The organism is Alistipes provencensis (genome assembly GCF_900083545.1).
Lineage (GTDB): Bacteria > Bacteroidota > Bacteroidia > Bacteroidales > Rikenellaceae > Alistipes > Alistipes provencensis.
Genome location: NZ_LT559262.1, coordinates 2,817,387 through 2,830,590, shown reverse-complemented (window position 1 = coordinate 2,830,590; position 13,204 = coordinate 2,817,387). Strand labels below are relative to the sequence as shown.

Here is a 13,204-nt window from a genome sequence, read left to right as displayed (position 1 = left end):
ATGGAACTGCTCACACGAAACAACTTCGAGGGCTGGATGCAGAAGCTGATGGAACGGCTCGACCGTCAGGACGAACTGCTGCTGGCGATGAAGGCTGAGGGGAAACAGCCCACTATCACGGAAAGCATCCGCCTTTTCGACAATCAGGATTTGTGCATGTTGCTCCAGATAAGCAAACGCACCCTCCAACGCTACCGCAGCGTAGGCGCATTGCCCTACAAGACGCTGGGCAAGAAGACCTATTACAGCGAGGAGGACGTGCTGACATTCCTTTCCAACCATATCAAGGACTTCAAAAAGGAAGATATAGCCTTCTACAAGGCTCGTATCCATAATTTCTTTCATAAATAACCCATTAAAACATTTTTCAGATGGCAAAGAAAAAAGACGAAAAGGACGTGCTGGTAGTCCGTGACGAGAAGACAGGCGAGATCAGCGTGGTAGCCGGGCTGAACGCGGACGGCACACCCAAGCGCACCCCCGCAAAAGCGGAGAACGCGCAGAGTTTCCTGCAATTCGACCGACATGGCGACGTGCTGGACAACTTCTTCAAGAACTTCTTCCGGCAGTGCAAGGAACCCAGCCGCTTCGGTTTCTACCGCATTGCGGCAGACCAAGCTGAAAATCTCTTAGAGGTGATGAAGCAACTGCTGAAAGACCCCGAAGCGAACAAGGAGCTGCTCGCCCCTCACAAGGTGGACACCTCCGACTATGAGAAGAAGGTGCAGGAAGAGATGGCAGCACAACAGACAGAGAAACAAGAACCTCAAAAACAGGAGAACATGGAACAACGGAAAGAACAGCAACAGGACAAATCCGAACAGATGCAGGGCAAACGTGGCTACCAGCCCATCGACGAGAGTAAAATCAACTGGCAGGAGCTGGAGGACAGATGGGGCGTAAAGCGGGACAACCTTGAAAAGTCCGGCGACCTTACGAAGATGCTCAACTATGGCAAGTCCGACTTGGTAAAGGTCAAACCGACCTTCGGCGGCGAATCATTCGAGCTGGACGCCCGCCTCTCCTTCAAGAAGGACGGTGAGGGAAACATCAGCCTCGTGCCGCACTTCATCCGCAAGGAGCAGAAGCTGGATGAGTACAAGGAACACAAATTCTCCGACAATGACCGGAAGAACCTCCGCGAAACGGGCAATCTCGGTAGGGTCGTGGACATTGTGGACAGGGAAACGGGCGAGATCATCCCCTCCTACATCAGCATCGACCGCAAGACGAATGAAATCACGGACATTCCGGCAAGCAGGGTGCGCATCCCGGAGCGCATCGGCAAGACGGAAATCACCACGCAGGAGCGGGACATGCTCCGCGCCGGACTGCCCGTACGCGACAAGCTCATCGAGCGCAACGACGGCAGAAAGTTCGTCACCACCCTGCAAGTGAACGTGGAGCAGCGCGGCGTGGAGTTCGTGCCGGGAACCGGCAAGTCGCCCCGTACCGCACAGACACAGGAAACCAAAGGCGACACATCGAAAAGTCAGGCGCAGGGCGGGGAAAATGCCGCACAGACCAAGAAGGAGCAACGCCGCAACACGTGGACGAACGAGGACGGCAGCATCCGCCCCATCAGCAAATGGAGCGGCGTGAGCTTCACCGACCAGCAGAAAGCCGACTATGTGGCGGGTAAAGCCGTGAAGCTGGAGAACGTGACCGACAAGCAGGGCTTCCATGCCACGATGTATATCAAGTTCAACCCGGAGAAGGGACGCCCGTACCGCTACGACACGAACCCTGACAATGCACAGCAGGTTGCTCCGTCCAACGAGAGCCGCACGCAGGTGGCGGTGAACAACGATGGCAAGACCAACGAGGCTACAAAGAATCTGAGAGAGCCGTTGCAGAAAGGTCAGACCAACCCGAAGGACGCCCGCCAGCAACAGCAGCAGGAGAAGCCGCAGAAGAAAACGGGCAAGGGCATGAAAATGTAATCCCGTGTCCGCCACTGAATCCAAAATAAAATCCAAAGTATCAACAAAAAAGAAGAAGACATGAAGACAATCATTGCAGAAAAGCCCTCCGTGGCACGTGAAATCGCCCGCATCGTGGGCGCGACAAAGAGAGAGGAAGGATATTTCGAGGGAGGCGGTTATGCCGTGACATGGGCATTCGGACACCTCGTTCAGCTTGCCATGCCCGACGGCTACGGCGTGCGCGGATTTGTCCGTGACAACCTCCCGATTATTCCCGACACATTCACGCTCGTCCCCCGTCAGGTCAGGACGGAGAAAGGTTACAAGCCCGACAGCGGCGTGGTGTCGCAGATAAAAGTCATCAAAAGACTGTTCGACACAAGCGAACATATCATCGTGGCGACCGATGCCGGACGCGAGGGAGAGCTTATCTTCCGCTACCTCTACCACTATACGGGTTGCACCACTCCTTTCGTGCGCCTGTGGATCAGCTCTCTCACCGACAAAGCTATCCGCGAGGGACTGCGGAAACTCGAAGACGGCAGCAAATACGACAACCTCTACCTCGCCGCCAAAGCGCGGAGCGAATCCGACTGGCTCGTGGGCATCAACGGCACACAGGCGTTATCCATCGCCGCCGGACACGGCACGTATTCCGTGGGGCGGGTGCAGACACCAACGTTGGCTATGGTATGTGAACGCTACTGGGAGAACCGCCGCTTTACGTCCGAAGCATTCTGGCAGCTCCATATCGCAACGGACGGTTGCGACGGCGAAGTCGTGAAATTCTCATCCTCCGAGAAATGGAAAGAGAAAGAACCGGCGATGGAACTATATAATAAGGTAAAGGCGGCAGGTTGCGCCACTGTCACGAAAGCCGAGCGCAAGGAGAAGACGGAGGAAACTCCCTTGCTCTACGACCTGACCACGCTCCAGAAAGAAGCCAACGCCAAGCACGGCTTCACGGCGGAACAGACGCTTGAAATCGCGCAGAAACTCTACGAAAAGAAGTTGATAACCTATCCGAGAACGGGAAGCCGCTACATCCCCGAAGACGTGTTTGCCGAAATTCCCAAACTGCTCGCTTTCATCGGCACACAGCCCGAATGGAAAGACAAGGTGCGGGCAAAAGCCGCCCCGACACGCCGCAGCGTGGACGACGGCAAGGTGACAGACCACCATGCCCTGCTCGTCACGGGTGAGAAACCGCTCTTCCTCTCCAAAGAGGACAATACCATCTATCAGATGATTGCCGGGCGTATGGTCGAGGCATTCTCTGAGAAATGCGTCAAGGATGTGACCACTGTCACGGCGGAATGTGCCGGAGTGGAGTTTACCGTAAAAGGCAGCGTCGTGAAGCAAACCGGATGGCGTGCCGTCTATGGCGAGGAAAAAGAGGAAATTACCATCCCCGGCTGGCAGGAAGGCGACACGCTGACACCGAAAGGCTCGTCCATTACCGAAGGAAAGACCAAACCCAAGCCGCTGCATACCGAAGCCACCCTGCTCTCGGCAATGGAAACGGCGGGCAAGGAAATTGAGGACGACGCACTGCGGCAGGCGATGAAGGACTGTGGCATCGGTACTCCCGCCACACGCGCCTCCATCATCGAAACGCTTTTCAAGCGCGGTTACATGGAACGCTGCAAGAAGTCGCTTGTTCCCACCGAAAAAGGACTTGCCCTCAATTCCGTCGTCAAGACGATGCGCATCGCCGATGTTGCCATGACGGGCGAATGGGAAAAGGAGCTGGCGCGTATCGAGCGCGGGGAACTGTCCGACGACACCTTCCGCAAGGAGATAGAGGCGTACACACGTGAGATAACCTCCGAACTGATCTCGTGCGACAAGCTCTTCGGCAGCCGTGACTCCGGCTGCGCGTGTCCCAAGTGTGGCACGGGCAGGATGCGGTTCTACGGCAAGGTGGTACGCTGCGACAACACGGAGTGCGGACTGCCCGTGTTCCGGCTGAAAGCGGGACGCACCCTGTCCGACGATGAAATCAAAGACCTGCTCACCGAAGGGCATACCAAGCTGCTCAAAGGGTTCAAGAGCAAACAGGGCAAGAGTTTCGATGCTGTTGTCGCCTTTGACGGGGAATATAACACGACTTTTGTGTTCCCGGAGGCTAAAAAGGACAAGAAATTTTCAGGACGGAAGAAATAGTATTAACTTTGCCACTTGTTCAGAGTAATGAATTGTTCTTCGATACCGGATTACACTCATACTTTGGATTTAGTGGTGGCACTCGGAGGGATACCGAGTGCCTTTTTCTTCCTTTTTCCAACCGATTATCCCGTTAATTATCAATCCGCTAAATCCAAAGTAATGAACAACAAGAAGAAAAACGAGGGTCAGACCGACTTTTCCTATTACGGTCTGTACCTGCTGGACTATCTCCGCACGAACAAGTTTGAACAGGCTGACGACACCGCTTTCATACGGGAACGGGCCGACCGTGCCGCCGAAACGTATGAGAGGGCACGGCTTGAAGGCTATCCCGCCGATGGTGCGCAGGAACTGGCGATGGACACGCTGCTGCGCGGGCTGCATTATTCCCGTTACGCCATCCTCCGCGAAGTCGTGGAAAACGAGTTTGCCGATGAAGTGCCGGAAGAGAAGCGTGAAGCCTTTGTCCTGAAACTGCTGCCGCTTGTCGGCAACGTGTTCTCCGTCTATGACCTCTCGGATGACAATTTCGCCCTGTCTTCCGATTACGACCTGCTCTACACGGAGCTGACGGGAGCAACCGTCCTTTACTTAGACGAATATGGCGTTTAACCGCAAACAGAAACTGCGGGACAACATCGAGGCGATACGGACGGCATTCATCCTTGACAGGGAAAATAGGACAGCGACAACCGAAGAGCGTGCCATACTTCAAAGGTACTGCGGTTTCGGCGGTCTGAAATGTATCCTCAACCCTGCAAAGGAACTGACGGATGCCGTCCGGTGGGCGAAATCCGACCTCGAACTGTTCGCCCCGACGGTGGAGCTGCACAGGCTTATCCGTGAGAACAGCAAGGACGAAACAGAGTACAAGCGGTTTGTGGATTCGCTGAAAGCGTCCGTGCTGACCGCTTTCTACACCCCCAAAGAGATAACCGACACCATCGCGGACGTGCTGGCAGATTACAGCGTCCGCCCCGCCCGTATGCTCGAACCGTCGGCAGGTGTCGGCGTGTTCGTGGATTCCATGCTGCGGCACAGCCCCAATGCGGATGTGATGGCTTTCGAGAAGGATCTGCTCACGGGTACAATCTTGAGGCATCTCTATCCCGACCAGAAAATGCGCACCTGCGGTTTTGAGAAAATCGAAAGACCGTTCAACAATTATTTCGACTTGGCGGTGTCCAACATTCCGTTCGGTGACATTGCCGTGTTCGACGCGGAGTTTCAGCGGAGCGACTCTTTCGGCAGACGCTCCGCCCAGAAAACCATCCACAACTATTTCTTTCTCAAAGGACTGGATGCCGTGCGTGACGGCGGTATCGTGGCGTTCATCACCTCGCAAGGGGTATTGAATAGCACCAAGACCTCCGTGCGTAACGAGCTGTTCAGTCAGGCCAATCTGGTATCCGCGATACGCCTGCCCAACAACCTGTTCACGGACAACGCGGGCACGGAGGTGGGCAGTGACCTGATTGTCCTGCAAAAGAACCTCAGCAAGAAGGAAATGTCGCAGGACGAGCGGCTGATGACCGTGATACAGACGGACACGAAAACCGCCCTGACCGACAACGCCTATTTCATCCACCACCCGGAACGCATCGTGCATACGATGGCGAAACTTGACACAGACCCCTACGGGAAGCCCGCTATGGTTTATCTGCACGAGGGCAAGGCAGCAGGCATCGCCGGGGATTTGCGCCGTATGCTCGACGAGGATTTCCATTACAGGCTTGCCATGCGCTTGTATTCGGGTTCAATCCGGCAGGCAGGAACGGAAGAAAAAGTTGCCGTTCAAAATAAAGTAGAGCGTCCTGCCATAAAATTGGAAACAGTATCCTCGGCGCAGACGGTGGAAACTCCGACAGAAAAGCCGCAACCCGCAGATGAAAAGCCGGAGATAGAACCGCGCCCGCAATATTCCGCAGGCGTGCAGCTCACCCTGCTTGACCTCTGGGGGATGACGGAAGAGGTCAGCCAACCGAAAACCTCCAAAAAGAAAAAGACGGTGAAAAAGGCAGTTACGGCAAAGTCCACTCCGCCCAAACCGAAAGTCACGGTTACACCGACAGCTCCAACTGCAAAACCCGCAATGGAGAATAAGGAGGTGAAAGCGGAGAACACCGCCAAGCCTGCCGACCCGGACGACATCTATGCCACACTGGACTGGGATACCAATCCTCCCATCAACGGTTTCTATGAAATGATGATGGGTTTGACGCCGGAGCGTAGGAAAGAACTTCGGGAACTGGCAAGGCAGCATAACGAGAAACAAGTGGCGGAAAAGACGGAAGTGAAAGCCGTGCCGGAAACTTCCCGTGAGCAGCCACGACAGGAGGAAACACAGCCGGAGGCAGTCGCCGCACCTGCCGTTACAGATACCCCATCGGAAGCGGTGGGGACTTTCCTTTTCCCCGACATCGAAGCGGAAAAGCCGAAGGAGGAAGTCGTGGACCTTTCTCCGCGTGCCTACCACCGCACGCCGGAGATGCACCTGCGCGAAGGGTCGCTGGTGGCTGACCGGGGGCGTCATAACATCGGCTACCTGAAAGACATCACGCCATACGGGGCGACATTCCAGCCGCTCGACCTGAAAGGATACCAGAAGGAAAAGGCGTTGTTGTATGTGTCGCTGCGTGACGCCTACGAGCGTCTGTACCGTTATGAATCGCTCCGGCGCGAGGCAAATGTTCCGTGGCGAGAGCATCTGAATACCTGTTACGATGAGTTTGTCATGCGCTACGGCAACCTCAACGCCAAGCAGAACGTGAAGTTAGTGATGATGGATGCGGGCGGGCGCGACATCCTTTCGCTGGAACGGATGGAAAACGGAAAGTTCGTCAAGGCGGACATCTTCGAGCATCCTGTTTCCTTCGCGGTGGAGAGCCATGCCAACGTAGGCTCTCCCGAAGAAGCCCTGTCTGCGTCGCTCAACAAATATGGTACGGTCAATCTCGACTATATGCGGGAGATAACCGACAGCACGGCGGAGGATTTGCTCACTGCCCTGCAAGGGCGCATCTACTACAATCCGCTCGTGACCGGTTACGAAATCAAAGACCGTTTCATCGCCGGAAATGTCATAGAGAAAGCGGAACGCATAGAGGCATGGATGGGTGACAATCCCGAAAATGAGCGTATGCCGGAGGTGAAGCAGGCGTTGGAGGCTCTGAAAGATGCCGAGCCGCAGCGCATCGCCTTCGAGGATCTGGACTTCAATTTCGGGGAACGCTGGATTCCGACGGGTGTCTATGCCGCCTACATGAGCCGGCTGTTCGACACGGAGGTGAAAATCGCCTATTCCGCAAGCATGGACGAGTTTTCGGTGGTGTGCGGCTACCGCACCATGAAAATCACGGACGAGTTTCTGGTGAAGGGGTATTACCGGAACTATGACGGTATGCACCTCCTAAAACACGCCCTGCACAACACCTGCCCTGACATGATGAAGTCCATCGGCAAGGACGAGCATGGCAACGACATCAAGATGCGCGACAGCGAGGGAATACAACTCGCCAACGCCAAGATTGACGAGATACGAAACGGCTTCTCCGAATGGCTCGAAGAGCAGTCGCCGCAGTTCAAGGAGCGGCTTGTGACGATGTATAACCGCAAGTTCAACTGTTTCGTGCGCCCGCGCTACGACGGCTCCCATCAGACCTTTCCCGACCTCAACCTGAAAGGGCTGGCAAGCCGGGGTATCAAGAGCGTCTATCCCTCACAGATGGATTGCGTCTGGATGTTGAAACAGAACGGCGGCGGAATTTGCGACCACGAGGTGCTGCGCCCATAAGGGCATATAGTAAATGTAGGATTAGCAACCTACCCGGCAAGGGTTTTCAACGCCGGTCATTAGCCAACTTATCCACTTAGCCGAAAGGCGGTGGGGAGTGTCGCATGTTGGAAACGGCATAAGTCAGTAAACTATCGTACTGCTACTGAATGTCTAAATGAAACGATAGATATGAGGATGAAGACTATACTGTTTGAACGACAGTCCAAGTTGTTAGTTGGTAAACCCCGACGGAAGATAGTTACAAACGTCGGGCTGCAATACTTCTACTTTCCGACTTCGAGTATGAGAGCCGAAAACCGATTGCAGAACAGCCGTAATAAGCGGAAAAGGACGAAAATCGCATCCGACAATCTATCACGCTATGTTACTATATGTCTAAATGGGGATTGTCTAAACCGAAACGCCAATAAAAGTTGGCTATGGGAATACAAGTTCCTTGAATATTCGGCATGGCAACAGAGTCTCCGTAGTAGTCCGAGCAAGGGAAAGCCTTGTACATGGCGAAGGGAGACAGTTAATATTTTTAATACGTTTAACGAAAAATGTGTGAGACATTATGAGAGATTCAGGTAATGTATTAAACAGTCTGGCTGGGCATAGCTCAGACCTAAATTACAAGTTTGAACGGCTTTATCGACTGCTGTTCAATGAAAACCTGTATGCGTTAGCCTATCAGAACATCGCTTCTAATGAAGGGAATTGTACGAAAGGCACAGACGGTCAATCCATAGATGGAATGAGTATTGAACGCATACACAACATCATTGACAAACTGAAAGACGAAAGCTATCAACCTTATCCTGCTAAGAGAGTTTACATTCCTAAAAAGAATGGCAAGAAGCGTCCCTTAGGCATTCCTGCCTTTGATGACAAACTTGTGCATGAAGTCGTAAGAATGATTCTTGAATCCATCTACGAGGGACATTTTGAAAAGTGCTCACATGGATTCAGACCGCACCGCAGTTGCCATACTGCACTGGCTTCCATTCATGAGGGATTTGACGGGACTCGCTGGTTTATTGAGGGTGACATCAAAGGATTTTTTGACAACATCGACCACGATGTTATGATAGAGATTCTTGCTGAACGTATATCTGACCAGCGGTTTCTACGTCTGATTCGTAAATTCCTGAACGCAGGATATATGGAGAAATGGCAGTTCTACAACACTTATAGCGGAGCACCGCAAGGGGGTGTTGTAAGTCCGATTTTGGCAAATATTTATCTTGATAAATTGGATAAGTATATGCAGAAATACATTTCAGTTTTCAACAAGGCTGATAAAAGGAGAGTAAATCCTGAATATAAAAGGATTGAATCTCGAAAGTACAAACGAGTAAAGAAACTAAAGAATGAGACAGATGAGCAGAAGAAAGAAGTATTACGTCAGGAGATTAACAAGCTCCATTACGAGATGCAACAACTTCCTGCAACTCTGGACATGGATGAAAATTTCAGACGTATGAGATACGTTCGTTATGCCGATGATTTTTTGATTGGTGTAATCGGAAGTAAAGAGGAATGTGTAAAAGCAAAGGAAGATATTAAAGCCTACTTGCATGGCACATTGAAACTTGAACTTTCCGATGAAAAGACGCTAATCACCAATTCAAGCGACCATGCGAAGTTCTTAGGCTATGAAGTGACAATCCGCAGATGTGAAAAGACAAGAAAGGACAGTCGAGGTATAACCCGCCGGTCTCTCAACCACAAAACAGTTCTTCTTCTACCTCTTGAGGCTATGAGGAAGAAACTACTCGACTATGGTGCTATGAAAATTGTAGTTGAAAATGGAAAAGAGAAATGGGAGTCAAAATCTCGACCTTATCTTAGGAATAATGATGACCTTGAAATCTTGAACCGATATAATTCGGAGATAAGAGGTATCTATAATTATTATTGTCTTGCCAACAACTGTAACATTCTCAATAGTTTCTATTCCTACATGAAGGAGAGTATGTATAAAACACTTTCGTCAAAGTATGAATCAACCGTACGGAAGATTATCCGAAAATACACTCGTGATAAAATTTTCTACGTACAGTATGAGGACAATAGAGGCGCAATAAAAGAACGTGCTTTGTATCATGGAGGATTTAGGCAACAAAAGCAAGCAAGATTGGACTTTGCGGACAATCTGCCCAGTTATCGTGCAACCCAAAGCACGAGCCTAATGGCTCGACTGAAGGCTAACGAGTGTGAATATTGCGGAGCAACGGATAATTTGAAGATGTTTCATGTCCGTAAACTCAAGAATCTGGAAGGCAAACAAGAATGGGAACGTTTTATGATTGCCCGAAAGAGGAAAACAATAGCTGTTTGTAATAACTGTTATCGTAAAATTCATGGAAACAAGAAATAGACTGAATATATTGATGGAGAGCCGTATACATGGAGACGTGTACGTACGGTTCGGTGGCGAGTACATTGAAACCTACCGTCCGAAAGGGCGGCAAGGCGCGATGTGCTTAGCCTGTGGAACCGGTAAGACGCTGATAATGTGCATCGCCGCGCATGAGATGAAGCGTCTGAATTTGGCACACAAGCCGATGATTATCGGGCTGAAAGCCAACGTTGCGGAGATTGCAGCCACCTATCAGGCGGCATATCCCAACGCACGTATTCTGTACGCTTCGGAGAAGGACTTTTCGACCGCCAACCGTGTGCGCTTCTTCAATAATATAAAGAACAACGACTACGATTGCGTCATCATGTCGCACGACCAGTTCGGCAAGATACCGCAGTCGCCGGAATTGCAGCAGCGCATCCTGCAAGCAGAGCTTGACACGGTGGAGGAAAACCTCGAAGTGCTACGGCAGCAGGGAAAGAACGTGTCGCGGGCGATGCTGAAAGGATTGGAGAAGCGCAAGCACAACCTTGAAGCGAAGCTGGAGAAGGTGGAACACGCCATAAAGTCACGCACGGACGACGTGGTGGATTTCAAGCAGATGGGCATCGACCACATCTTCATAGATGAGAGCCACCAGTTCAAGAATCTGACTTTCAACACGCGCCACGACCGTGTGGCGGGATTGGGAAACAGCGAGGGAAGCCAGAAGGCACTTAACATGCTCTTTGCCATACGCACCATACAGGAGCGCACAGGAAAAGACTTGGGTGCGACCTTCCTCTCCGGCACGACTATCAGCAACTCACTGACTGAATTGTACCTGCTGTTCAAGTACCTGCGCCCGAAGGAGCTGGAACGGCAGGACATAAGGTGTTTCGACGCTTGGGCGGCGATATTTGCCAAGAAGACGACGGATTTTGAATTTAACGTGACGAACAATGTGGTCCAGAAGGAGCGTTTCCGCTACTTCATCAAAGTGCCGGAGCTTGCCGCCTTCTATAATGAAATCACGGACTACCGCACGGCGGAGGATGTGGGCGACCGTCCTGCCAAGAACGAGATACTGCACCATATACCGCCCACGCCGGAACAGGAGGACTTCATACAGAAACTGATGCAGTTCGCCAAGACGGGCGATGCCACCTTGTTGGGCAGGCTGCCGCTTTCGGAAACGGAAGAAAAGGCGAAGATGCTCATCGCCACGGACTATGCCCGGAAAATGGCACTCGACATGCGCATGATAGACCCGAATTACGAAGATCATCCCGACAACAAAGCGAGTCACTGTGCCAAGATGATCGCGGAGTATTATCAAAAATACGACGCCCAGAAAGGCACGCAGTTCGTTTTCTCTGATTTGGGGACATACCAGCCGGGCGACGGGTGGAACGTCTATTCGGAAATCAAGCGCAAACTGACGGAGGACTACGGTATACCGCCAAGCGAGGTGCGCTTCATTCAGGAGTGCAAGACCGACAAGGCGCGGAAGGCGGTGATAGACGCCATGAACGCCGGGACGGTGCGTGTGCTGTTCGGCTCTACCTCTATGCTCGGAACGGGTGTGAACGCCCAGAAACGGTGTGTGGCTATCCATCATCTCGATACGCCGTGGCGACCGTCCGACTTGCAACAGCGTGACGGACGCGGAGTTAGGGCAGGTAATGAGATTGCCAAACATTTCGCCGGGAACAACGTGGATGTAATCATCTACGCGGTGGAGAAGTCACTGGACAGCTACAAGTTCAACCTCCTGCACTGCAAGCAGACTTTCATAAGCCAGCTCAAAAGCGGTGCGATGGGTGCGCGTACCATCGACGAGGGGGCAATGGACGAAAAATCGGGCATGAATTTCTCGGAATACATGGCGTTGCTCTCCGGCAATACCGACCTGTTGGACAAGGCGAAACTGGAAAAGCGGATCGCATCGCTCGAAGGGGAACGCAAGTCGTTCAACAAGGGCAAGCGTGATTCGGAGTTCAAGCTGGAGTCAAAGACCGGCGAGTTGCGCAACAACACGGCTTTCATAGATGCCATGACGGAGGACTGGAACCGCTTCCTGTCGGTGGTGCAGACCGACAAGGAGGGCAACCGCCTTAATATAATAAAGGTGGACGGAGTGGATTCCGCCGATGAGAAGGTCATCGGAAAGCGTTTGCAGGAGATAGCCAAGAATGCCACGACCGGAGGGTTGTACACGCAGGTCGGTGAACTTTACGGTTTTCCGATAAAGGTGGTGAGCGAAAGGATACTCAAAGAGGGATTGGAGTTCACCGACAACCGCTTCGTGGTCGAGGGGAACTACAAGTACACCTACAACAACGGGCATCTGGCGATGGCTGACCCGTTGGCCGCCGCCCGCAACTTCCTCAACGCGATGGAGAGGATACCCTCCATCATCGACCAGTACAAGGCGAAGAACGAGGTGCTGGAGATGGAGATACCGCAGTTACAGGAGATAGCGGGTAAGGTGTGGAAGAAGGAGGACGAGCTGAAGCAGTTGAAGTCCGAACTTGCCGCCCTTGACCGAAAAATTCAGCTGGAGCTTGCGCCACCCACGCCCGAAGTCGCAGAAAAGGAGAATGAAGGGCAACAGCTCAAGCCGGAAGCGGAAGATGTGAGGAACAGGCAGGCGCAATATCCCGAAAATGCACCGCCGCAGATACGCAGTCCGGCGGATAGTATCGTTGCCAACCATGTCATAATCGGGCGTCCGGGACTGTATGCCAAGGAGGAAACCCGGTCCAAAGGATTGAAAATATAACCTAAGGAATTTTATCTGAAGTATTAATAAGGGCTATCCCAAAAGGTCTAAAAGTAAATTTTATCCTTTCTGCAAGTATCTATAGGATGGCAACTGCATTTTTTTCTTTTTGGGCAGCCCTTATTAAAATTTATTCTTATTTTAGGTTATATACATTCATGTCCATTTATGTAAAAAATTCCTGCTGACCTTGTTTATGTCTT

At 52.0% G+C, this 13,204-nt stretch carries 5 protein-coding genes and 2 pseudogenes; all 7 read left to right on the top strand.

Annotation, left to right across the window (positions count from 1 at the left end; translation table 11 throughout):
* Positions 1–351 (top strand): helix-turn-helix domain-containing protein, encoded by a 351-nt coding sequence (locus BN5935_RS11005; RefSeq protein ID WP_004291454.1) that lies wholly within the window; start codon positions 1–3, stop codon positions 349–351.
* Positions 352–371: 20 nt separating this feature from the next.
* Positions 372–1,943: a DUF3945 domain-containing protein gene (locus tag BN5935_RS11000; protein WP_004291455.1), complete on the top strand. Its 1,572-nt coding sequence runs from the start codon at positions 372–374 to the stop codon at positions 1,941–1,943.
* A 60-nt stretch (positions 1,944–2,003) separates the two neighbouring features.
* The gene (gene topB / locus BN5935_RS10995; RefSeq protein WP_004291456.1) at positions 2,004–4,091 is read left to right on the top strand and encodes a type IA DNA topoisomerase; all 2,088 of its coding nucleotides are present in this window, start codon (positions 2,004–2,006) and stop codon (positions 4,089–4,091) included.
* 162 nt (positions 4,092–4,253) lie between these two features.
* Positions 4,254–4,706, top strand: a complete 453-nt coding sequence (locus BN5935_RS10990; RefSeq protein WP_004304266.1) for a DUF1896 domain-containing protein — start codon at positions 4,254–4,256, stop codon at positions 4,704–4,706.
* Positions 4,696–7,875, top strand: a pseudogene (locus tag BN5935_RS10985) (N-6 DNA methylase); the annotation flags it as partial. The gene BN5935_RS10990 and the pseudogene BN5935_RS10985, both read left to right, overlap by 11 nt.
* Before the next feature lie 571 nt (positions 7,876–8,446).
* Positions 8,447–10,252, top strand: coding sequence for a reverse transcriptase domain-containing protein (locus BN5935_RS10980; RefSeq protein WP_064976126.1), 1,806 nt, complete (start codon positions 8,447–8,449; stop codon positions 10,250–10,252).
* Positions 10,253–10,367: 115 nt separating this feature from the next.
* Positions 10,368–13,001, top strand: a pseudogene (locus BN5935_RS10975) (helicase-related protein); the annotation flags it as partial.
* Positions 13,002–13,204 lie beyond the last annotated feature (203 nt).